Source organism: Rhizobacter sp. Root1221 (genome assembly GCF_001425785.1).
Taxonomy (GTDB): domain Bacteria; phylum Pseudomonadota; class Gammaproteobacteria; order Burkholderiales; family Burkholderiaceae_C; genus Rhizobacter.
Map to the genome: position 1 here is coordinate 17454 of NZ_LMDI01000027.1, position 21450 is coordinate 38903.

The 21450-nt window shown below is 67.4% G+C and carries 21 protein-coding genes; 15 read left to right on the top strand and 6 right to left on the bottom strand.

What is annotated here, in order from left to right; all coding sequences use genetic code 11:
* Position 1: 1 nt before the first annotated feature.
* From ASC87_RS19110 to ASC87_RS19160, 11 genes are all read left to right on the top strand, one after another.
* Positions 2–547 carry a DUF1569 domain-containing protein gene (locus tag ASC87_RS19110; protein ID WP_235582213.1) on the top strand — a complete coding sequence of 182 codons (546 nt, stop codon included), beginning with the start codon at positions 2–4 and terminating at the stop codon, positions 545–547.
* Positions 544–939, top strand: coding sequence for a type II toxin-antitoxin system PemK/MazF family toxin (locus ASC87_RS19115; RefSeq protein ID WP_056665739.1), 396 nt, complete (start codon positions 544–546; stop codon positions 937–939). Before ASC87_RS19110 ends, ASC87_RS19115 begins: the two co-directional genes overlap by 4 nt.
* A gap of 158 nt (positions 940–1097) precedes the next feature.
* Positions 1098–2219 (top strand): DUF4034 domain-containing protein, encoded by a 1122-nt coding sequence (locus ASC87_RS19120; RefSeq protein WP_056665741.1) that lies wholly within the window; start codon positions 1098–1100, stop codon positions 2217–2219.
* Positions 2220–2323: 104 nt separating this feature from the next.
* Complete coding sequence (locus ASC87_RS19125) at positions 2324–3067, top strand: sterol desaturase family protein (protein ID WP_056665744.1); 744 nt, start codon at positions 2324–2326, stop codon at positions 3065–3067.
* 69 nt (positions 3068–3136) lie between these two features.
* Entirely contained in the window at positions 3137–3466 is a 330-nt protein-coding gene (locus ASC87_RS19130) for an antibiotic biosynthesis monooxygenase (protein ID WP_056665747.1), read from the top strand.
* Positions 3466–4125 carry a hypothetical protein gene (locus tag ASC87_RS19135; RefSeq protein WP_056665749.1) on the top strand — a complete coding sequence of 220 codons (660 nt, stop codon included), beginning with the start codon at positions 3466–3468 and terminating at the stop codon, positions 4123–4125. Before ASC87_RS19130 ends, ASC87_RS19135 begins: the two co-directional genes overlap by 1 nt.
* Before the next feature lie 142 nt (positions 4126–4267).
* Positions 4268–4858: a LysE family translocator gene (locus tag ASC87_RS19140; protein WP_056665861.1), complete on the top strand. Its 591-nt coding sequence runs from the start codon at positions 4268–4270 to the stop codon at positions 4856–4858.
* 130 nt (positions 4859–4988) lie between these two features.
* A complete protein-coding gene (locus tag ASC87_RS19145; protein WP_056665752.1) occupies positions 4989–5408 on the top strand; it encodes a hypothetical protein in 420 nt (139 codons plus the stop codon).
* 13 nt (positions 5409–5421) lie between these two features.
* On the top strand, positions 5422–5823 hold the full coding sequence (locus ASC87_RS19150) for a VOC family protein (protein WP_056665755.1): 402 nt from the start codon (positions 5422–5424) through the stop codon (positions 5821–5823).
* A 187-nt stretch (positions 5824–6010) separates the two neighbouring features.
* Positions 6011–6895 (top strand): PEP-CTERM sorting domain-containing protein, encoded by an 885-nt coding sequence (locus ASC87_RS19155; RefSeq protein WP_056665758.1) that lies wholly within the window; start codon positions 6011–6013, stop codon positions 6893–6895.
* A 141-nt stretch (positions 6896–7036) separates the two neighbouring features.
* Positions 7037–7954 (top strand): cation diffusion facilitator family transporter, encoded by a 918-nt coding sequence (locus ASC87_RS19160; RefSeq protein WP_056665761.1) that lies wholly within the window; start codon positions 7037–7039, stop codon positions 7952–7954.
* A 142-nt stretch (positions 7955–8096) separates the two neighbouring features.
* On the opposite strand, the gene ASC87_RS19165 is transcribed toward ASC87_RS19160, so the two are convergent.
* Positions 8097–8918, bottom strand: coding sequence for a carbonic anhydrase family protein (locus ASC87_RS19165; RefSeq protein WP_056665764.1), 822 nt, complete (start codon positions 8916–8918; stop codon positions 8097–8099).
* A 208-nt stretch (positions 8919–9126) separates the two neighbouring features.
* On the opposite strand from ASC87_RS19165, the gene ASC87_RS19170 reads away from it, so the two are divergent.
* Positions 9127–11097, top strand: coding sequence for a phosphatase PAP2 family protein (locus tag ASC87_RS19170; protein ID WP_056665767.1), 1971 nt, complete (start codon positions 9127–9129; stop codon positions 11095–11097).
* A gap of 43 nt (positions 11098–11140) precedes the next feature.
* Positions 11141–11911: a hypothetical protein gene (locus ASC87_RS19175; RefSeq protein ID WP_056665770.1), complete on the top strand. Its 771-nt coding sequence runs from the start codon at positions 11141–11143 to the stop codon at positions 11909–11911.
* On the opposite strand, the gene ugpQ is transcribed toward ASC87_RS19175, so the two are convergent.
* The 5 genes from ugpQ to ugpB form a co-directional block, all read right to left on the bottom strand.
* Entirely contained in the window at positions 11908–12666 is a 759-nt protein-coding gene (gene ugpQ / locus ASC87_RS19180) for a glycerophosphodiester phosphodiesterase (protein ID WP_056665773.1), read from the bottom strand. The two genes, ASC87_RS19175 and ugpQ, sit on opposite strands and share 4 nt — an antisense overlap.
* Positions 12667–12676: 10 nt before the next feature.
* The gene (locus ASC87_RS19185) at positions 12677–13747 is read right to left on the bottom strand and encodes a sn-glycerol-3-phosphate import ATP-binding protein UgpC (RefSeq protein ID WP_056665776.1); all 1071 of its coding nucleotides are present in this window, start codon (positions 13745–13747) and stop codon (positions 12677–12679) included.
* A gap of 18 nt (positions 13748–13765) precedes the next feature.
* Positions 13766–14617: a sn-glycerol-3-phosphate ABC transporter permease UgpE gene (gene ugpE / locus ASC87_RS19190; RefSeq protein ID WP_056665778.1), complete on the bottom strand. Its 852-nt coding sequence runs from the start codon at positions 14615–14617 to the stop codon at positions 13766–13768.
* Between the two features lie 86 nt (positions 14618–14703).
* Positions 14704–15585 carry a sn-glycerol-3-phosphate ABC transporter permease UgpA gene (gene ugpA, locus ASC87_RS19195; protein WP_056665781.1) on the bottom strand — a complete coding sequence of 294 codons (882 nt, stop codon included), beginning with the start codon at positions 15583–15585 and terminating at the stop codon, positions 14704–14706.
* Positions 15586–15589: 4 nt separating this feature from the next.
* On the bottom strand, positions 15590–16903 hold the full coding sequence (gene ugpB / locus ASC87_RS19200; RefSeq protein ID WP_056665783.1) for a sn-glycerol-3-phosphate ABC transporter substrate-binding protein UgpB: 1314 nt from the start codon (positions 16901–16903) through the stop codon (positions 15590–15592).
* 228 nt (positions 16904–17131) lie between these two features.
* Here ugpB and ASC87_RS19205 point away from each other — a divergent pair, with 228 nt between their 5' ends.
* Positions 17132–21010 (top strand): FAD/FMN-binding oxidoreductase, encoded by a 3879-nt coding sequence (locus ASC87_RS19205; RefSeq protein ID WP_056665785.1) that lies wholly within the window; start codon positions 17132–17134, stop codon positions 21008–21010.
* Positions 21010–21450 (top strand): HIT family protein, encoded by a 441-nt coding sequence (locus ASC87_RS19210; RefSeq protein WP_056665788.1) that lies wholly within the window; start codon positions 21010–21012, stop codon positions 21448–21450. The genes ASC87_RS19205 and ASC87_RS19210 overlap by 1 nt, the downstream gene beginning before the upstream one ends.

Below are 21450 nucleotides of genomic sequence, written 5' to 3' on the forward strand. Positions count from 1 at the left end.
CATGAATCCATCTCGTCGCGCCTTTGTGGTGGCGTCCACCGTGGCCGCCGCCGGCACAGCTGGTTGCCAGGCCCATCCGGGGGACCGGCAGCTGACGTTCGCTTCGCTTGCCGCGGCCGAAGAAGAAATCGCGCGGCTGATGCAGGCGAAGGCGCTGGACTCCGGCACCACCTGGAGCTGGGCGCAAACGCTGGCGCACTGTGCCCAGAGCATCGAGTTCTCGATGAGCGGGTTTCCGCAGCCGAAGTCCAGGCTCTTCCAGCGGACGGTGGGCTCGTTGGCGTTCGAAACTTTCGCGTGGCGCGGCCGAATGACACACGACCTGGCCGAGCCGATCCCGGGGGCGCCCTTGCTCGAACCCGAGTCGGATGCGGTCAAGGCGCTGGCGCGCCTGCGGGCGTCGGTGCAGCAGTTCCGGCAGTGGACCGGTGCGCTGCAGCCGCACTTCGCGTACGGGGATCTGGACAAGCGCGAGTACGAACAAGCCCACGCGATGCATCTTGCCAACCACCTGTCGGCGTTCCGTGTGCGGGGGGCCGAGGGATGACCCAGGCCGGTGACCCACGGCGGGTCCCTCACCGCGGGGGCGTCGAGCAAGGCGACTTGTACTGGGTGGGGCCCGACAACACGCGAAGTTCGGTGCCCGGTTCGCCACACCCGCATGTGGTCGTGCAGGACGACGTGTTCAACCGCTCGCGGATCACCACGGTCATCGTCTGTGCGTTGACGTCCGACCTGAGGCGAGCCACCGAGCCGGGCAATGTGCTGCTCGACGTGGGGGAGGGCCGCCTCGAGAAGCAGAGTGTCATCGTGGTATCGCAGATCTCTTCCATCGACAGGGCGCAGCTCGGCGCACACATCGGTGCGCTGTCGATCCGGCGCGTCGAGCAGGCCTTGGCCGGGATGCGGTTCCAGCAAGCGGCGTTCTTCAACCGATAGGCACGAGTCGCACGCGCCTGCTGCCGAAAGTGCGGCTGTGCCCGGCTTCCTGCTCCCGCTGCCGCTGGCCGGCAAGCGGTGAGGGCGACCATGGCGGTGCAGGGCGCTCCCGGCCCCCTGGGTGCCTGGCCTGCTCTCGGTGCGCACGCTTCAAGGGTATGCTGCGCGCCATCATCGGCCCCCTCTTTCCTCGAATCCCACACATCATGTTCACCAGGCTGGCGTTCATCACCTTGTCATTTCTGTGGGGCTCGTCAGTGCAGGCGCAGATCGGCGTTTCCTCCCCTCCCGTGCTGCGCCCTGCGTCCGTGACGTGCACGGACATGGCCGCCCGAAAACAAGTGCCATGCCCTGACAGCGAGTTGTTCTTCCACGAAGGGCAAGCGCCCGTCCAGAGCGCCCTCAATGCGCGGAATTTTGCGGAGCTCGACGCGCTCTATGACCGATGGTGTGTCGGGAAGGATCGCTTCCCTGATGGGCGGTGGAAGCTCTCCCAGTACGAGGCGGCGTTGTCCGGGAATTTCAATGCCTGGGGGGCCTGGGCGAAAGACCTGGAGGTGATCACGGCCTGGCAGAAGTCCGCCCCGAGGTCGGCGGCGGCGCGCTTCGCCGAAGCAGTCTATTGGCACGCCTATGCATGGAAGGCGCGAGGTGAAGGGTACGCGTCGTCGGTTTCCAAGGAGGGCTGGGAACTCTTTCGTGAACGACTTGCCAAGGCCGATGCCGCGATGGCCAAGTTCCCCAAGATGATGGAGTGCGCTGCACCACACGCGCTTCGGCTGAATCTCCTGACAGGGCAAGGTGCGACGGAGGCCCAATTCCTGAAGGCCTACGAAGAGGCCGCCAGCAAGTTCCCCGAATACCACAGTATCCACTTTGCAATGGCGCAGCACTACGAACCCAAATGGGGAGGGAGCGCGGCGCAATACGAGGCTTTTGCCGATCGGGTGGCGGCCCGGACCAAGGGGTTCGAGGGCATGGGGATGTACGCCCGCCTCTACTGGATCGTGGACACCCGTCAGGGCCAGCCCTTCACCAACAGCCCGACGCAGCCGCCGTCGTGGAGGAAACTCAAGGCCGGATATCAGGACCTGATGCGGCTGTACCCTTCCAGCATGCACAACCTTGGGAAATTTGCAGGCGTTGCATGCCGGTCGCGCGAAGGCGAGTTGTACAGGAAACTTCGGACTGCCATCGCGGGCCATCAGGAGACTGCGGACATGCTGGATCCAGTGGATGTCTGCGACAGGCGGCATGGATGGGTCGAGTCCAAGGGCTGATGGTCATGCCGGACTGTCGGCGCCACGGCATTGCGCCTTGGGAGGCCCGGCGCCCGGCTGCCATCCACCGCAACGTGTCCTTGCCCAGGATCCCTTGAGTCGAGATGGAACTCTACGCCTTCCCGTTCCTCGCACTGCTCTTCGTCGGGCTGTTCACCCGCGAGGTGATCGCACCCGCGTCGCGAAACCGGTGCGACCGGCGGTGGCTCGTGCTGGCGTCGAGCCTCGGCGTGGCCACCGTGGCCGTCACGTTGGCCGGCGGATATCTGTTCTCGGAGTTGATCCGGGCGCACGCCGTGTTCCATGCGGATGATCACCTGCCCGACGTGCTGGTCGGTGCGGTGAGCTTCGTGCTCACGAGTTTCGTCTTCTACTGGTGGCATCGGGCCACCCACGCGTCCGACTGGCTGTGGCGGGTGTTCCACCAACTGCACCACAGCGCGCGGCGCGTCGAGGCGCTCACTGCGTTCTATGCGCACCCGATGGACTCGGCGGCGGCGATCCTGATCAGCGGGGTCTCGAGCTACGTGTTGCTCGGCGCCTCGCCACTGGCGGCCGCCTGGGCCTTGCTGCTGACCGGGGCGTTCGACCTCTTCCTGCACAGTGACCTCCGCACGCCCACGTGGCTCGGGTTCCTGGTGCAACGGCCCGAGATGCACACGGTGCACCACGCCGAAGGGCACCACGCGCAGAACTACGGCCTGCCGGTGTGGGACCTGCTCTTCGGCACGTGGACGAACCCGCGGGAGCGGTCAGTGCACCTGGGGTTCGATGGGGACAAGTCCGGCCGGGTCGCAGACATGCTGATGTTTCGCGACGTCCACAAGGTGGAAGACGGTCAGGCCTGAAGTTCGCCCCGGGTCAACCTGGACGGTGCCGCGTGGCCGTCAGCGCCTGCATGCCGTACAGTCACATTCATGTATTCCTCCACCTTCATCTTTGCCAAGAAGCAGTTCGACGAAGCCTTCCATCGCCTCGACGAGGAGATCGCCGCGATGGCCAAGGCGCTCCCCGGCTACCTGGGCGAGGAAACCTGGGAGAACCCCGCGACGGGGCTGGTCTCGAACGTCTACTACTGGTCGTCCCTGGAGGCCCTGCAGCAGTTGGTGCAGCACCCGCGCCATCAGGAGGCCAAGGCCGCGCAGCAGCGCTGGCTGGCGGGGTACCAGGTGGTGATCTCGCAAGTGATTCGCACATACGGGGACGCCGGGGTTCCCGCGGCCTGGTCGGCGTCGCGGCCCGCCTGATGCTTTCGGTGCGTGTGGCCATCGCGATGGCCGCGTTGGCGGCGGGTTGGGTCACGCCAGCCTGCGCCCAGGACGAGGCGGATGCGGGCCGCTGGGTGGTCCAGCAGGCGAGCACCCCGGACCATCGCTTTCGCGTGTGGACCTTCGTGTCGCGTGACGCGCTTGCAGCCGCCGACAAGGTGGAGGTGGTGCACCGAGCCACCGGCGTGGTCGTGCAGCACATCGACGGCATCGGCGGCATGGGCATGCACCGCGCCGCCGAGACCCTGCTTCACGTGGTCGACGTGAACTTCGATGGTCATCCCGACCTGTCGGTGGCGGCGGGGGACGGCGGGGCCGGGCCGAACAACACCGACAATTTCTACCTCTACGACCCGCGCACGCGCCAGTACGTGTTCCACGAGGTGCTGTCGTCGCTGACGCAGGTGGTGATCAACCCGGACCACAGCATCACGTCGTCGTCCCGGGGCAGCTGTTGCAGCCACCTCTCGGAGACCTACCGTTTCGTGGGCGGGCAGCTGACGCTGGTGGCCAGCTGGGAGGAGTCCCTCACCGCCGACGGCGCATGGATCGAGACCACGACAGGGCGGCTGCGCGGCGGCAAGATGCGCTACCAGGTGAAACGCCGGCGGCCGCCCGCCGAGTTGTCGGGGCGGTGATCGACTGGATCGATCGGCTTTCCCGCCCCGTGAGGGCGGGGGCGGATCGTGCCCGGTATGCTGGGCTACCGTTGCTGAACATAGAGGAGAGCGTGTGAGCCTGTTCCAATCGCTGCTGGTTTTTGCAGGCGCCGCCTTGCTGATGGCGCTGACGCCGGGGCCGAACATGATCTACCTGATCTCGCGGTCGCTCTGCCAGGGCCAGCGCGCCGGTGTCACGTCGTGGGTGGGCGTGGTGCTCGGGTTCACGGTGCACATGTGCTGTGCGGCCGTGGGGCTGACGGCGCTGTTCATGGCGGTGCCGCTCGGGTACGAGGTGCTGAAGGTGGCGGGCGCCCTGTACCTGCTGTGGATGGCGTGGCAGGCCGTCAAGCCCGGTGCCAGTTCACCATTCGACGCGCGGGACCTGCCCGACGAATCACCGCGCCAGCTGTTCATGATGGGCCTGCTCACCAGCATCCTCAACCCGAAGGTCGCCATCTTCTACCTGTCCATCCTGCCGCAGTTCGTGTCGCCCGCGAACGGCCCGGTGCTGGGGCAGGGCTTGCTGTTCGGTGGCACGCAGGTGCTGATCGGGGCCGGCGTGAACCTCCTGGTCGTCCTGTTCGCGGGCCGCATCGCCCGCTGGTTTTCCGGCCGCCCCACGTGGCTGTCGGTCCAGCGCCATGTGATGGGGTTCGTGCTCGGCGCACTCGCGGTGCGCCTGTTCACCGAGCAGCGGCGGGCGGTCTGACCCAGGCGCCGATGCACGAGGCGAGGGCCGGCCTCTCCTGACGTTGCAGCGCCTGGGCCGAGGTTCCGATGGCCGGGAGGGCCCCGGTTTGCTACAGTGGTCCGGCCCATCACTTCCGTTGGCCGTCCCGATGAAACTCCCCCTGGTGTTCGTGTTCGCGCTGCTGCCGTGCTGGGCGCACGCGGAACAGCTCTACCGGTGTGGCAACACCTACAGCCAGACGCCGTGCGCGGCCGACGCCACGGCGAAGAAGCTGCCGTCGTCCGCGGCGCCCGACGCCGCTGCCGGACTGCAAGGCGAAGCGCTGTGTGCCACGGAAGGGGTGTTGCGAATGGGCGTGCCCGATCCCGAAGGCGCCCGCATCATCAGCGTGACGAAGCTCGGCACCGAAGTGATCCAGTACGCCGACAAGCCCACGGCCGCGCGGAAGTTCGCGGTGCGGCTCAACCCTCGCAATGCCCATGGCGGCTACGGCGGCGAGCAGGTGTTCAACTGCTTCCTGAGTGAAGATGGGCGCCGGGTGCTCGCGGTGGGGAATCCGCGGCCTTGATCGGAGAGTCTCCATGGCAATCCAGCTCGACCACACCATCGTGCCTGCCCGGAACCAGCAGGCCTCCGCCCGGCAGCTCGCGGAACTGCTCGGAGTGCCTTGGTCCGCCACCACCATCGGACCGTTTTCCGCGGTGTTCGTCAACGACGGGCTGACGCTCGATTTCCAGGACACCGACGAAGCGTTCCCGGTGTATCACTTCTGCTTCCGTGTGAACGACACCGAGTTCGATGCCATCCTCGCGCGCCTCGTGGCGGCCGGCATCGACTACCGCAGCTCGGTGCGTGGTCCGGTGGACCACGCGGAGAGCACGCTGCTGGGCGGCCGCGGCATCTACTGGAACGAGCCCGAAGGGCACCAGTGGGAAATGCTGACGGTGAGCTATGCGCGCCAAGGCGTGGTGCTGGCACCGTGAGTGCCGCGCACGCGGGAGCGTGTGCCGTGTGCTTCTCGCAAGTGACGAACGCTCTTTCGCTCATTGAGTAACGCGATGTGAATGGCTCCCGTGAATGGGGGGGATCAATGCGAGACCCCGCCGATATCATGAATCTTTCACGCATTTCTCAATGGCAAGCCGCACAGAACGGCGTTAAGGAGGTTACTTGAAAACATTCGCACACGTCGCCCTGGCCGCATTGGCATTCGGGTCCGCCAGCCTCGCGCAGGCATCCACCGCGGCGTACTCGGCCAACTTCGCACTCGAAGGCGGGCTCCCGCGCCTGCTGACAGGCAACCCCAACTTCGACGGCCCGGATTCGCTCGACGGCCGCTGGACCACCATCGGCACCCAGAACGCCGAAGTGCGCTCGCGCGACTTGCTGTCCACGTCGATCGATGCCGACACCGGCGCGGTCGTGCAGAACTGGGGCAACACGAACTACTCGGCGAACAAGAACCGCAGCTCGGGGCCGCCGTTGTCGATGGGCCAGTCGGTCGCCCACGTGCCGGGCGCGGGTCAGGTCAGCCAGACCAGCGCCTTCGCTGGCGTCAACTACGACCGGCTGACCGCGCAGGTCGAACAGAACACGCTGCTGTCGGAATCCACCGCCGCCGCCACCTGGCAGCGCGGGTTCTCGCTCGATGCCCATTCGTCGTTCACGTTCTCGGGCATCGCCACGCTGGGCCTCGGCGGTGACGCCGGCCCGCTCGACGCCATCACCACGTTCGACCTGGGGGCCGGTTCGTCGTTCGCGTCGCTGACGCTCGGCGACGTGCTGGGCCGCGTGCGCACCAGCATCGGTGCCACCATCTCCGACATGCAAGCGGGCCTCGGCAACATCTTCAGCTACAGCCAGGGCCCCAATGGCCTGCTGTCGCTGACCATCACCAACAATGGCGACAGCGAACTGCGCGGTTCGTTGACCGCCGGCAGCTACGTCAGCGTGGCGGCACCGGTGCCGGAACCCGAGGTGTGGGCGTCGATGCTGCTGGGCCTCGGCCTGATGGGCTCGGTGCTGCGCAAGCGCGCGAAGACCGCCACCGCCTGAACGGCGCACCCCTGTCGCCACGACAGGGTTTGAGGAACAAGCGGCCCGCCTGCGCAAGCAAGGCGGGCCGCTTCACTTTCCGACTCCGATGGCCGCCCCGGTTTTTCCGGCTCGACCGGCGAGCCTGCACAATGCCAGGCCATGACCTCGCCACCGGACCGTTCCCTGCCTGAGCCCGCCGTCGGCCCTGCCGAACGGGCCGCCGCCGCGGCGCGCAGCACCTGGACGAGCGTGGCGGTGAACGTCGTGCTGTCCACCGTGCAGGTGGTGGTGGGGTGGGGCACACACTCCCAGGCCTTGGTGGCCGATGGGCTGCATTCGCTGTCCGACATCGTGGCCGACTTCGTCGTGCTGCTTGCGAACCACCACGGCCAGAAGGACCCCGACGCCGAACACCCCTATGGCCACCAGCGGTTCGAAACCGCCGCGTCGCTGGTGCTGGGCTCGCTCCTCCTCATCGTGGGCGCCGGCATGCTGTGGTCGGCCGCCAGCAACCTCGGGCCGGCCGCGGCCGTGCCCACGGTGCACGTGGCCGCCCTGTGGGTGGCGGGGGGCACGCTCGTGGCCAAGGAGTTGCTGTTCCGGTACATGCTGGCGGTGGGCAAACGCGTGCGCTCGGGCATGCTGATCGCCAACGCGTGGCACGCGCGATCGGATGCCGCGTCGTCGCTGGTCGTGGCCCTCGGCATCGCCGGCAACCTCGCGGGCTACCCGATCCTCGACCCCATCGCCGCGGCCATCGTCGGGTTCCTGGTGGCCCGCACGGGCTGGACCTTCGGCTGGCGTGCGCTGCACGACCTGATGGACCACGCGGCCGACGAGGACGAGGTGGCCGCCATCCGCAGCACGCTGGCCGGCACCCCTGGCGTGGCGGGCGTGCACGCGGTTCGCACGCGCAAGATGGGTGACCTGATCGTGGTCGATGCCCACCTCGACGTGGATGCGTCGATCACCGTCGAGGCCGGACACGCCATCGCGGTGGCGGCGCGCGACCGTGTCATGCAGCGGCACCGCGTGCTCGACGTGATGACGCATCTGGATCCGTGGCGGCCCGGTTAGATCGCTGTGAGCCAATGCTGTGTGCGGGCTGACGACCCACGCGCAGCGCGCTGCCGAGGGGCCTTGGCGACAGCCCGAGAGGGCCGCCGCCAAGGTGCGCACCCTGCCGCTCACGCGTCAAGGCTGCGCGCGCAAGGGGGAATCAGTTGTGGCTGTGAACGTGGTAGACGCTGCGCCCGTTGAGCGGCTGCGTTTCGCGCGAGTTGCCTTCTTCAAAGAGATGTCGGAAGGCCCTGATGTTCCGCCTGGGAATCTCGACCGGCTTCGTCAACACGACCCATTGCACGTTTTCGGGGAAGACGTCGGCGCTGAGTTGATCTTCGATCGATCCGCCCTGCGCGGTGCAGTTCGTGAACGTGGATGGCGCGGTCAACGAACCCGCGTAGCGCAACGAATCGTTCAGCTTGGGCAGGACCTTGTTGAGATCGAAGTGGTTGATGGTTACCGCCGCCTGCGTGGAATCTTCCGGCAGGCTGTGATTGTTGAAGATCTTGCTGAGTTCGGAGCGAGCGAAGTCGTCCGGCTTGATCAGTGCGCCGATGACGAGAAGGGCGTCCGGGTCGCAGGGCGTGGCCCCCGTCTTCAAATGCACGAAGTGAACTTCCATCGGCGCGCCGCGGTTGCTGATCGTGTGCTCCGACGGCGTGTGGAAGTGGAATTGCAGCAGGTCGTATTGCTGGTTGCCGACCATGACGTACGAAGCCCCGGCAGGCGTGGCCCGGAGGGTGGCCCACTCCTTGTCGACGAGGGGGACACGGTTCGGGTTGTACGTGTTGACCACGGTCAAGGTGGCGTCGGATTGATAGGTCGCCGTGATCCGCGGAGCGTGATTTGTCACAACAACATCTTTCTTGTCGATGTTGATCGGGCTCTGCCGAACGCCTTCTGCGTATGCGCTGGTGGCCAGGGCCAGTGCCGTGGCGATGGCAAGGGCGGTGCCAGAGCGGCGGAATTGGATGCTCATCGGGTCTCTCTCCGGTATGTCGCTGAATGAAAAAAGTGTCGTATTTGGTCTCGACATTCGATTTAAGCAAGAGGTATACCAATTGCGTGAGCGCCTGCCCACATGCACTGAGCGCCTGGATCGGTCACGAACGTGACTTGTGGCGTGGATAGAGTTCGCGGCTTCGCGGCCGGCCCCGGCGCGACGTCGCAACTCTTCCTCCCCGCCCATGCAGTCCCTTTCCTTTGCCCGCCATCCCCTGTCGGTCGCGCTGACCGCCGCGCTGCTGCTCACCGCCTGCGGCGGCGGCGATGACACCGCGGCCCCGGCCGACACCGCGCTGACGATCCCCGAGGCCCCGAAGGGTCTGGGCACGGTCGACACCGCCCCGGTGGCCGATGAGGCCATCGTGTTGCCGTACGTGGACTACAGCGCCACGAACCAGCGCGGCGACGCCCGCTACGCGACGAAGGAGACGAACGCCGGTGTGCGGCTGGTGACCGGTTTCCTGGACGTGTGGCAACCGGGCACGCTGCTCGTGGACGCCGGTGCCGCCGCGGCCGCCCGCGACGGCTTCCCCGCGGTGGTGGCATCCACGTGGGCCGGCATTCCCGGGGACACCACCGACGGCAAGGTGCTGAACACCGCGGTGCATGACGCGAACATTGCCTACGTGGTGCAGGCCACGGCCAACCGCACGGTCGAGCAGACGCTGGCCGCCTACCTCGACGACCGCCGTGGCAAGGCCTACAGCATCGCCGATGGCATGGGGCCGCTGACGGCCGCCTGGCGCACCGCGAGCCAGCAGACCACCACCATCACCGAGATGGCCGCCGATGCGACCACGGTCAAGTACGACGACCTGGGCAACGAAAACGGCGTGGGGGGCACTGCGAACACGCAGAACTTCGGCACCGCGATCGACCTGTTGAACAACATCGGCGAAAACGGTTCCACCGAGCCGGCCAAACGCTTCTACAAATACGCACGGCCCTGGCGCTGGAGCGCCAGCGTGAAGGTCGTGCCGCAGCTGGAGCCGGCCAAGAGCCCCACCCCGGGCACCGACGGTGGTTTTGTCAGCGGCCACTCCGCCGAGGGCGTGCGCAAGGGCCTGGCCATGGCCTACGTGGTGCCCGAGCGGTTCCAGGAGATGCTGACGCGTTCGCTGGTGCTCGGTGAAAACCGCATCCTCGCCGGCATGCACTCGCCGCTCGACGTGGTGGGTGGGCGCATCCAGGGCCTGGCCGTGGCCGCCGCCAGCCTCTCCACCGGCGCGAACAAGGACCGCCGCGCCGCCGCGCGCGAGCAGGCCCGCACCACGCTGATGACGGCCGTGGGTGCCGCCGACGCCGCCGCGCTCTACGCGTTTGCCCATTCGAAGACGACCGCCGAGGACCCCTTCGCGGAGCACGCGGCCAACAAGGCCACGCACCGCCGCCTGATGACGTTCGGACTGCCGGTCATCGGCGCCACTGGCAAGCCGGCCACCGTGCCGAAGGCTGCCGAGGTGCTGCTCGAGACCCGCCTGCCGTACCTCACCGCGGACCAGCGCCGGGTCGTGCTCAAGACCACGGCGCTGCCGTCGGGCTACCCCGTGATGGACGATGCCGAAGGCTGGGGCCGCCTGAACCTGTTCGACGCCGCGGACGGCTATGGCCGGTTCGACGGTGACGTGGCCGTGACGATGGACGCGGCCCTCGGTGGCTTCAACGCCCAGGATGGCTGGCACAACGACATCGCCGGCGCAGGCAAGCTGACGAAACTCGGCAGCGGTGCGTTGCGCCTGACCGGCACGAACGTCTACACCGGCGGCACCCGGCTGTCGGCCGGCACGCTGCAGGCAGCGTCCGCGACGGCGCTCGGCAAGGGCGACGTGTACGTGGACGGCGGGCGGCTCGTGTGCGAAGCATCGGCCGCGTTGAACGTGACGGGGGCCTACACCCAGCTCGCGGGCTCGACGCTCGAACTCGTGCTGGGCAGCAATGGTGCCGGGCGCCTCGACGTGTCGGGCACGGCCACGCTGGCCGGCGGCACGCTGGCGGTGTCCTTCAAGGCCGGCGAGGCGCCGGCCGTGGGTGCCACGGTCCAGGTGATCACGGGCGGCCGGCTCGCGGGCAAGTTCACCACCGTCACCGCCACAGGCTTCAAGGTGACGCCGGTCTACACGGCCACCGGCCTGCAGTTGCACATCGACGGCTGACCCGTTGGACAATGCCGGTCCTCGACACCGGGACCGGGATCCGATGAAAACGTTCGTTGTGCTGGCGCTGCTCGTGGGCGCCAACCTGGCCGCGGCGGCGCCGCGCCAGGCCATGCCGTTCAAGAGCGCCCCCGCCGGGCGGGTGGCCGCGGACTTGTTCCGCACCGTGTGCCCGCAACTGCCGGTGCCGTGCAACCCGGCCGACGTGACGGCCTGGGTGGGCGTGCGCGACACGGCCGGACCTGTCTACCTGATCGATGCCAGCCGGCCGATGCTGGTGGCACTCGACGCCGTGGAGCCGTCCCGTGCGGACCGTGCTCGCCAGTGGGACTTCCAGGACCACATGCATTCCTCGCCGCCTTCGGCCGATGGCGGGTCGCCCGAGCCGCTGCGGATCCACCCCGCGCTGTACCCGGTGGGGGCCGCCGGCTGGGCGGTGGCGGTGGTGAGCGAGCGCCGCGCGATGTACTCGGGCGGTGGCGCGTCGTTCCAGGTGGCTGACTTCGTGCCGCTGGAGGCGCCGGGCAAACCGGCCTACGCCGCGGTGCCGTTCTCCTGCTACCAGATGATCCGGGCGTGCTTCTACGACCGCGAGTACCGGCGTTCGCCCCATTGCCACGACGAAAGCAACGGTCACCTGACGATCCGGTTCGGCGAGGCCGATGCGCGCTGGACGTTCGTGTGGCACCAGACCGACTGGGCCGCGCATGAACCGAAGTCGAAGCAGGTGGCCACGCAGGCGCCGTTCCGCGTGGCTGCGGGCAACACGGAATTGCCCAAGGATGCCGCGTTCTGCGGCGGTCCGGTCGATTAGTCGTTGACGCCGGCGCCCGGCGAGAACCTGTCCACCGCGTCGGTGATCAGCCCGTCGATGCCGGCGGCCACGAGGCGGCGCGCCTCGGCCGGTGCGTTGACGGTGTATGACAGGGCGCGCAGGCCGGCGGCGTGGATGCGGCCGATCACCTGGGGGTCGAGCAGCGGGTGGTGGCACACCACGGCCACGCAGCCGAGTTCCAGGGCTTCTTCCAGCCAACCGTCGCGCAGCGTGTCGAGCAGCAGTGCGCGCGGCAGGGTGGGGGCCGCGGCGCGTGCCCCGGCGAGGGCTGCGGGCTTGAACGAGCTGAACAGCGGCGGGACGTCCTGGCCATCCCACAGCGCCGCGGCGCGTTCGGCGATGGCCCGGCCCGTCTCGTGTTCCACCTCGGGCGAGGGGGGCTTCAGCTCCACGTTCAGCGCGAACCCGTTGCGGATGCAGTAGCGCGCGATGGCGTCGAACGACGGGATGGGTTCGCCGGCCCAGGGGCGGCTGTGCCAGCCGCCAGCGTCCAGCCGAGACAGTTCGGCCCATGTGAGTTCCGTGGCCGGGCCGTGGGCCGGGGTGGTGCGTTGCAGCGTGGCGTCGTGGATCAGGAACGGCACGCCGTCGGCGCTCAGCTTCACGTCGCACTCGAAGGCCCGGTAGCCATGGCCCGCTCCCACGCGGAACGCCGCGAGGGTGTTCTCGGGGGCCAGGGTGCCGGCGCCTCGGTGGGCGATCCAGAGCGGGTAGGGCCAGGCGGGAGGGGTCATGGTGTCGGGGTCAGGTGTCGATGCGCACGCCGGTGGTGGCGTCGAACCAGTGCAGGTGATGGGCCGACCACTGTAGTGGCACCGTGCTGCCTTCGGCCGGCGGCACCAGCGTGCCATCCAGCCGCAGCGTGAAATCCGCACCCGCCAGGTGGCCGTGCACGAGGCGTTCGGCGCCCAGCATCTCGAGCAGGTCCACCTGCAGCGGCCAGCCGTTGCCGTTCGCGCCGACGATGGCGTGTTCGGGGCGCAGGCCCAGCACCAGGTCGCCGTCGCGTGGCGCAGTTTGGGGCAGGGTGAGCGCCTGGCCGCCGAGCGTGAACGTGTTGCCCTGCGCCGTGCCGCGCAGCAGGTTCATGGGCGGCGAGCCGATGAAGCCGGCCACGAAGGTGGTGGCCGGGCGGGCGTACACCGTCTCGGGGGTTCCGATCTGCTCCACGCGGCCTGCGTTCATCACGATCATGCGCTGGGCGAGGGTCATGGCCTCGACCTGGTCGTGGGTGACGAACAGCGACGTGACACCGAGTTCCGCATGCAGCTTGCGGATCTCGATGCGGGTCTGCGCGCGCAGCTTGGCGTCGAGGTTCGACAGGGGTTCGTCGAACAGGAACACCTCGGGCTCGCGCACGATGGCGCGGCCCATGGCCACCCGCTGGCGCTGGCCGCCGGAGAGTTCGCGCGGCCGCCGCTCGAGCAGCGCTCCGAGCTGCAGGATGCCCGCGGCCTTGTCCACACGCCGCCGGATCTCTTCCTTCGGCACGTTCGCGATCTTCAGGCCGTAGGCCATGTTGTCGTACACGCTCATGTGCGGGTACAGCGCGTAGTTCTGGAACACCATCGCGATGTCGCGTTCGGATGGTTCGACATCGTTGACCACGCGGTCGGCGATGGCGATCTGGCCGCTGGAGATTTCCTCCAGGCCGGCCACCATGCGGAGCAGCGTGCTCTTGCCGCAGCCGGAGGGGCCCACGATGACGATGAACTCACCGTCGGCGATCTCGGCATCGATGCCGTGGATGACGGCCGGGCCCTTGCCGGCGAGGCCGTACTGCTTGGAAACGTTGCGGATCGAGATGGAACCCATGGTGTTGTTGTTGTCTGGTTATTTTTCGGTGTCGACGAGGCCCTTGACGAACCATTTCTGCATCAGCATCACGACGAGCGCGGGTGGGATCATCGCCAGCACCGCGGTGGCCATCACGAGGTTCCATTCGTTGGCGGCCTCGCCGCCGGCGATCATGCGCTTGATGCCGATCACCACCGGATACATCGATTCGTCGGTGGTCACGAGCAGCGGCCACAGGTATTGGTTCCAGCCGTAGATGAACTGGATCACGAACAGCGCCGCCATGCTGGTGCGCGACAGCGGGAGCAGCATGTCCTTGAAGAACCGCATGGGGCCGGCGCCGTCGATGCGCGCGGCCTCCAGCAGTTCGTCGGGCACCGTCAGGAAAAACTGGCGGAAGAGGAACGTGGCCGTGGCGGAGGCGATCAGCGGCACCGTGAGGCCCGCGAACGTGTTGAGCATGCCCAGGTCGGCCACCACTTTGTAGGTGGGCGAGATGCGCACCTCCACCGGCAGCATCAGCGTCAGGAAGATGGCCCAGAAGGCCACCAGCCGGAATCGGAACCGGAAGTAGACGATGGCGAACGCCGACAGCAGCGAGATGGAGATCTTGCCGAAGGCGATCACCAACGCGGTGACCAGGCTCACGAACATCATGCGGCCTACCGGCGCCGTGGAGCCGGCCCCGGTGCTGCGGCCCTTGAGCGCCGCGGTGTAGTTCTCCACCAGGTGGTCACCGGGCAGCAGCGACATGGGGGCGTTGACGATGTCCTGCGCGGTCTGCGTGGACGCAACGAAGGTCACGTACAGCGGGAACGCGACGATCAGCACACCGAGGATCAGCACGATGTGGGCGAGGATGCCGAGGGTGGGGCGGCGTTCTACCATGTGAATCCGTCATCCCGGCGAAGGCCGGGGGCCATGGTGGCGGTGGGCCCCGGCGTGCGCCGGGGTGACAAGGGGCGGGCCATCATCTAGTAGTTCACCTTCTTTTCAACGAACCGGAACTGGACCACCGTGAGCGCCACCACGATGAACATCAGCACCACAGACTGTGCTGCCGAGCCGCCCAGGTCCATCGCCTTGAACCCGTCGTAGTAGACCTTGTAGACGAGGATGGCGGTGTCGCGGCCGGGACCGCCCTGCGTGGAGGCGTCGACGATGGCGAACGTCTCGAAGAACGCGTAGACCACGTTGATGACCAGCAGGAAGAACGTGGTGGGCGACAACAGGGGGAACTGGATCGTCCAGAATCGCCGCCAGGGCCGCGCCCCGTCGATCGCGGCCGCCTCGATCAGTGACTTGGGGATGCTCTGCAGCCCGGCCACGAAAAACAGGAAGTTGTAGGAGATCTGCTTCCACACCGCGGCCACCACGATCAGGGCCATGGCATGGTCGCTGTCGAGCAGGTGGTTCCAGGCGAAACCGATGGCCTGCAGGCCGTACGACACGATGCCGATGCTGGGGGCGAACAGGAACAGCCACAGCACCCCCGCCACGGCCGGGGCCACCGCGTACGGCCAGATCAGCAGCGTGCGGTAGAGGGTGGTGCCGCGGACGATGCGGTCCGCGAACACCGCCAGCATCAGCGATACCGAGATGCCGAGCCCGGCCACGAGCACCGAGAACACCGCGGTGACCTTGAACGACGCGAGGTAGCTCTCGTCGGCCAGCAGGGCGCGGAAGTTGTCGAGGCCCACCCACTCCACGGACGTGCCGAACGCGTCGGACTGCTGCAGGGACTGCAGCAGTGCCTGTGCCGCGGGCCAGAAGAAAAACACCGAGATGATGGCGATCTGGGGTGCCAGGAGCACCCACGGCAGCCAGCGGGACCGGAAGACGACGCGTTTTTCCATGAACTCAGCGCTTGTTGGCCTTTTCGAACTTCTCGAGAAGTTCGTTGCCGCGCTTCACGATGGATTCGAGGGCCTCCTTGGCCGTCTTCTTGCCGCCCCACACCTGTTCGAGTTCCTCGTCCTCGATGGTGCGGATCTGCGGGTAGTTGCCGAGGCGGATGCCGCGGCTCTTGTCGGTCACCTTGCGCACCATCTGCGTGACGGCCACGTCCGAGCCCGGGTTCTCCTTGTAGAAGCCCGACTTGTCGGTGAGTTCGTAGGCGGCCGTGGTGACCGGCAGGTAGCCGGTGCGCTTGTGGCTGGCGGACTGCACCTCGGGGGTGGAGATGTACTTGAAGAACGCGGCCACGCCCTTGTACTCGGCCGGCTTCTTGCCGGAGATGACCCACAGGCTCGCACCGCCGATCACGGTGTTCTGCGGGGCGCCCGGCACGTCGGGGTAGAAGGGCAGCGGCGCCACGGCGTACCCGAACTTGGCGTTCTTGCGCACGTTGCCCAGGAACCCGGACGACGTGGTGATCATGGCGCACTCACCGGACACGAACGAGGCCTCAGGCACGTTGCCGCGGCCCTTGTAGACGAACAGGCCCTGCTTGGCCATGTTGGCGAGGTTCTCGATGTGGCGCAGGTGCAGCGGCGAGTTCACCTGCAGGCGGGCATCCATGCCGGCCAGGCCGTTGCGCTTGCTGGCGTACTCCACGTTGTGCCAGGCCGAGAAGCTCTCGAGCTGGGTCCAGCCCTGCCAGGCGGTGGTGAACGCGCATTTGTGGCCGGAGGCCTTGAGCTTGGCGGCGGCCAGCGCCACCTCGGGCCAGGTGCCGGGCGCCTTGTTCGGGTCGAGGCCGGCCGCCTTGAAGGCGTCCTTGTTGTAATAGAAGACGGTGGTGGAGCTGTTGAACGGCAGGCTGATCATCTGGCCGTTCGGGGCCGTGTAGTAGCTGGCGACGGCCGGGATGTACACCGACTGGTCGAAGCCGGCGCCGGCGTCCTTCATGACCTGGCCCACGGGGATGGCCACGCCCTTGCTGGCCATCATCGTGGCGGTGCCTACCTCGTACACCTGCAGGATGTGGGGGGCATTGCCGGCGCGGAACGCGGCCACGGCGCCAGGCATCGATTCGTCGTAGCTGCCCTTGAACGTGGGCACCACCTTGTATTCCTTCTGGCTCGCGTTGAAATCGCGGGCGAGGTCGTTGACCCATTCGCCGTTGACGGCGGTCATCGAGTGCCACCACTGGATCTCGATCTGGGCTTGGGCCGGGGCGGCGGACAGGGCGAGCAGGCCCGCGGCCAGGGCAAGTGCGGTCTTGGTGTTCATTTTTGGGGGCTCCAGGGCGCCAGGATCGGCGGGAAAAACCGTCGAGTAGGCCAAACGGATGTGACACGCAGGTTTATGTCCTCCGGAACCGGTCAAGGGCATCCGGGATTACCCCTCTGGACCCACATATTCGAGATTTCCGGGGCAGCGGAGCGGCCTGCCCTGGTTCCCAGGCTGCGGTACCATTCGTTTCCAACGCCATACAGGTGCAGTCGACGCCTGGAGTCCATGAACGCGCCGCTTCCGCTCAACCACATTGCCGCCGCGGCCGACGCGGCGCACCACGCGCCCCGCCTGCGCGAAATTCCGTACAACTACACCTCGTTCTCCGACCGGGAGATCGTCATCCGCATCCTCGGCCCCCGGGCGTGGGAGCTGCTGAACCGCCTGCGCGAGGAACGCCGCACCGGCCGCTCCGCCCGCATGCTGTACGAGGTGATCGGCGACGTGTGGGTGGTCCAGCGCAACCCGTACCTCCAGGACGACCTGCTCGACAACCCCAAGCGCCGCGGCCAGCTCATCGAGGCGCTGAACCACCGCCTGAACGAGGTCCAGCACCGCCGCGATCCGGCCGCCGACCAGGAACGCGACGCCTCCGTGGGCGAACTCCTGGACGCCGCCAGCCGGGCCGTGAAGGCATTTGCCGACCAGTTCAAGCAGGTGGCCGAGCTGCGCCGCCGCGCCACGAAGGTGCTGGGCCGCCATACCGCGAAGGACAACATCAAGTTCGACGGACTGTCGCGTGTGGCCCACGTGACCGACGCCACCGACTGGCGCGTCGAGTACCCGTTCGTGGTGCTGACCCCCGACACCGAGGCCGAGATGGCCGCGCTGGTCAAGCACTGCATCGAGCTCGGCCTCACCATCATCCCGCGGGGGGGCGGCACCGGCTACACCGGCGGCGCCGTGCCGCTCACGTGGAACAGCGCCGTCATCAACACCGAGAAGCTCGAGGCGATGACCGAGGTGGAACACGTCCGCCTGCCGGGCCTCGACCGCGACGTGGCCACCATCTGGACCGAAGCCGGCGTGGTCACCCAGCGGGTGGCCGATGCCGCGGAACGGGCGGGTTTCGTGTTCGCCGTGGACCCCACCTCGGCCGAGGCCTCGTGCGTGGGCGGCAACGTGGCCATGAACGCCGGTGGCAAGAAGGCCGTGCTGTGGGGCACCGCGCTCGACAACCTGGTGTCCTGGCGCATGGTCACCCCCGAGGCCAAGTGGCTCGAAGTGACGCGCCTGGACCACAACCTCGGCAAGATCCACGACGTGGCCGTGGCCACGTTCGAGCTGAAATACTTCGATGCGTCGGGCAAGACGCTGGAGCGCGTGGAGCGCCTGGAAGTGCCCGGCCGCACCTTCCGCAAGGAAGGCCTCGGCAAGGACGTCACCGACAAGTTCCTGGCCGGCCTGCCAGGCATCCAGAAGGAAGGCTGCGACGGCCTGATCACCAGCTGCCGCTGGGTGGTGCACAAGATGCCCGCCCACACGCGCACGGTGTGCCTGGAATTCTTCGGCAACGCGAAGGACGCGGTGCCGTCCATCGTCGAGATCAAGGACTTCATGTTCGCCGAGGCCAAGGCCGGCGGCGCCATCCTGGCCGGCCTCGAGCACCTGGACGACCGCTACCTGAAGGCCGTGGGTTACGCCACCAAGAGCAAGCGCGGCGGCCTGCCGAAGATGGTGCTCGTGGGCGACATCGCCGGTGACGACGCCGACGTGGTGGCCCGGGCCACCAGCGAGGTGGTGCGCCTGGCCAACGGCCGCGCGGGCGAGGGTTTCGTGGCCGTGAGCGCCGATGCCCGCAAGAAGTTCTGGCTCGACCGCAAGCGCACCGCCGCCATCAGCAAGCACACGAACGCGTTCAAGGTGAACGAGGACGTGGTGATCCCGCTGCCGCGCATGGGCGAGTACACGAACGGCATCGAGCGCATCAACATCGAGCTCAGCCTGCGCAACAAGCTGGCGCTGGTGGACGCGCTGGAAGACTTTTTCCTGAAGGGCAACCTGCCCCTTGGCAAGAGCGACGACGCGGGCGAGATCGCGTCCGCCGAGTTGCTGGAAGACCGTGTGCAGCAGGCCCTCGCCATGCTGCGCGACGTGCGCAGCCTCTGGCAGCAGTGGCTGCACCAGCTCGACGTGGAACAGGCCGACAACGGCCGCACGTTCTTCTTCGACCTGCAGGACCACACGCTGCGCGCTTCGTGGAAGACGCAGATCCGCGGCCCGTTGCAGCGCATCTTCGCGGGTTCGGCACTGTCGCCCATCGTGGACGCCTGCGTGCGCATCCACAAGGAGGTGCTGCGGGGCCGCGTGTGGGTGGCGCTGCACATGCACGCCGGCGACGGCAACGTGCACACGAACATCCCGGTCAACAGCGACAACTACGAGATGCTGCAGACGGCCCATGAGGCCGTGGCGCGCATCATGGTGCTGGCGCGGTCGCTCGACGGGGTGATCTCCGGCGAACACGGCATCGGCATCACGAAGCTCGAGTTCCTGACCGACGACGAACTGCGCGACTTCACCGACTACAAGCAGCGCATCGACCCGGAAGGCCGCTTCAACAAGGGCAAGCTGCTGCGCGGTGCCGGCCTCAAGGCCGACCTGACCAACGCCTACACCCCGAGCTTCGGGCTGATGGGGCATGAGTCGCTCATTATGCAGCAGAGCGACATCGGCGACATCGCCAACTCGATGAAGGACTGCCTGCGCTGCGGCAAGTGCAAGCCCGTGTGCGCCACGCACGTGCCGCGCGCGAACCTGCTGTACAGCCCGCGCAACAAGATCCTCGCCACGTCGTTGCTGGTGGAGGCCTTCCTCTACGAGGAACAGACGCGCCGCGGTGTCAGCATCAAGCACTGGGAAGAGTTCGAGGACGTGGCCGACCACTGCACGGTTTGCCACAAGTGCCTCACGCCGTGCCCGGTCAAGATCGACTTCGGCGACGTGTCGATGAACATGCGCAACCTGTTGACCAAGATGGGGAAGAAGAGCTTCCGCCCGGGCAACAAGATGGCCATGATGATGCTCAACGCCACCAACCCGGAAACCATCAAGCTGCTGCGCATGGGCATGGTGGACGTGGGCTTCAAGGCGCAGCGCCTGGCGAACAACCTGCTGCGCGGCCTCGCGAAGAAGCAGACCGCCGCCCCGCGTTCCACGGTGGGCACCGCGCCCATCAAGGAGCAGGTGATCCACTTCATCAACAAGAAGCTGCCGGGCGGCCTGCCGAAAAAGACGGCGCGTGCGCTGCTCGACATCGAGGACAAGGACTACGTCCCCATCATCCGCGACCCGAAGGCCACCACGGCCGAGACCGAGGCGGTGTTCTATTTCCCTGGCTGCGGATCCGAGCGGTTGTTCTCGCAGGTGGGCCTGGCCACGCAGGCCATGCTGTGGCATGCCGGCGTGCAGACCGTGCTGCCGCCGGGTTACCTGTGCTGCGGTTACCCGCAGCGCGGCAGCGGCCAGTTCGACAAGGCCGACAAGATCATCACCGACAACCGGGTGCTGTTCCACCGCGTGGCCAACACGCTGAACTACCTGGACATCAAGACGGTGGTGGTCAGCTGCGGCACCTGCTACGACCAGCTCCAGGGCTACCAGTTCGACAAGATCTTCCCGGGCTGCCGCATCATCGACATCCACGAGTACCTGCTGGAAAAGGGCATCACGCTGCAGGGGCAGGGCGGGTACCTGTACCACGATCCGTGCCACACGCCCATGAAGCTCCAGGACCCGATGAAGACGGTCAAGGCGCTCGTGGGCGACAACGTGCTCAAGAGCGAGCGATGCTGCGGCGAAAGCGGCACGCTGGGCGTGACGCGCCCCGACGTGGCCACGCAGATCCGTTTCCGCAAGGAAGAGGAGCTGAAGAAGAACGAGGCGGCGCTGCGCGCCACCGGCGCCGAAGGTGACCTGAAGATCCTCACCAGCTGCCCGTCGTGCCTGCAGGGCCTGAGCCGCTACGGCAATGACCTGAACAACGGGCTGCTCGAGGCCGACTACATCGTGGTCGAGATGGCGAACAAGATTCTCGGCCCTGACTGGATGCCCGACTACGTCAAGCGCGCCAACGACGGCGGGATCGAGCGGGTGCTCGTCTGATGGCCGCAGGATGCGAGCTTTGCGAACAGCCGGGCGGGGTGCCCGTGGCGTCCGGCCTGGCGTGGCGGGTCATCCGGGTGGCGGACGCCGATTTCCCGGCGTTCTACCGCGTGGTCTGGACGGCGCACGTGGCCGAGTTCACCGACCTGTCCCCGGCTGAGCGAGCCACCTGCATGGACGTGGTGGCCCGGGTGGAGACGGTGCTGCGCGAGCGGCTGTCGCCCACCAAGATCAACCTGGCGGCGTTGGGCAACATGGTGCCGCACCTGCACTGGCACGTGATCGCCCGCTTCGACTGGGACAGCCACTTCCCCCAGCCGGTGTGGGGCACCCGCCAGCGCGACGTGGCGCCTCCGGCCGCCAGCCGCCTGGCCGTGCCGCTCGACGTGCTCGACGCCGCGGTGCGGTCCGCCGTGCAGGCGGCCGAGGAAAGCGCCTGA

Bases quoted from the DNA above. Each gene is read 5' to 3' on its own strand.
- ASC87_RS19110 (WP_235582213.1), top strand. From the start codon at position 2: ATGAATCCATCTCGTCGCGCCTTTGTGGTGGCGTCCACCGTGGCCGCC.
- ASC87_RS19115 (WP_056665739.1), top strand. From the start codon at position 544: ATGACCCAGGCCGGTGACCCACGGCGGGTCCCTCACCGCGGGGGCGTC.
- ASC87_RS19120 (WP_056665741.1), top strand. From the start codon at position 1,098: ATGCTGCGCGCCATCATCGGCCCCCTCTTTCCTCGAATCCCACACATC.
- ASC87_RS19125 (WP_056665744.1), top strand. From the start codon at position 2,324: ATGGAACTCTACGCCTTCCCGTTCCTCGCACTGCTCTTCGTCGGGCTG.
- ASC87_RS19130 (WP_056665747.1), top strand. From the start codon at position 3,137: ATGTATTCCTCCACCTTCATCTTTGCCAAGAAGCAGTTCGACGAAGCC.
- ASC87_RS19135 (WP_056665749.1), top strand. From the start codon at position 3,466: ATGCTTTCGGTGCGTGTGGCCATCGCGATGGCCGCGTTGGCGGCGGGT.
- ASC87_RS19140 (WP_056665861.1), top strand. From the start codon at position 4,268: ATGGCGCTGACGCCGGGGCCGAACATGATCTACCTGATCTCGCGGTCG.
- ASC87_RS19145 (WP_056665752.1), top strand. From the start codon at position 4,989: ATGAAACTCCCCCTGGTGTTCGTGTTCGCGCTGCTGCCGTGCTGGGCG.
- ASC87_RS19150 (WP_056665755.1), top strand. From the start codon at position 5,422: ATGGCAATCCAGCTCGACCACACCATCGTGCCTGCCCGGAACCAGCAG.
- ASC87_RS19160 (WP_056665761.1), top strand. From the start codon at position 7,037: ATGACCTCGCCACCGGACCGTTCCCTGCCTGAGCCCGCCGTCGGCCCT.
- ASC87_RS19165 (WP_056665764.1), bottom strand. From the start codon at position 8,918: ATGAGCATCCAATTCCGCCGCTCTGGCACCGCCCTTGCCATCGCCACG.
- ASC87_RS19170 (WP_056665767.1), top strand. From the start codon at position 9,127: ATGCAGTCCCTTTCCTTTGCCCGCCATCCCCTGTCGGTCGCGCTGACC.
- ASC87_RS19175 (WP_056665770.1), top strand. From the start codon at position 11,141: ATGAAAACGTTCGTTGTGCTGGCGCTGCTCGTGGGCGCCAACCTGGCC.
- ugpQ (WP_056665773.1), bottom strand. From the start codon at position 12,666: ATGACCCCTCCCGCCTGGCCCTACCCGCTCTGGATCGCCCACCGAGGC.
- ASC87_RS19185 (WP_056665776.1), bottom strand. From the start codon at position 13,747: ATGGGTTCCATCTCGATCCGCAACGTTTCCAAGCAGTACGGCCTCGCC.
- ugpE (WP_056665778.1), bottom strand. From the start codon at position 14,617: ATGGTAGAACGCCGCCCCACCCTCGGCATCCTCGCCCACATCGTGCTG.
- ugpA (WP_056665781.1), bottom strand. From the start codon at position 15,585: ATGGAAAAACGCGTCGTCTTCCGGTCCCGCTGGCTGCCGTGGGTGCTC.
- ugpB (WP_056665783.1), bottom strand. From the start codon at position 16,903: ATGAACACCAAGACCGCACTTGCCCTGGCCGCGGGCCTGCTCGCCCTG.
- ASC87_RS19205 (WP_056665785.1), top strand. From the start codon at position 17,132: ATGAACGCGCCGCTTCCGCTCAACCACATTGCCGCCGCGGCCGACGCG.
- ASC87_RS19210 (WP_056665788.1), top strand. From the start codon at position 21,010: ATGGCCGCAGGATGCGAGCTTTGCGAACAGCCGGGCGGGGTGCCCGTG.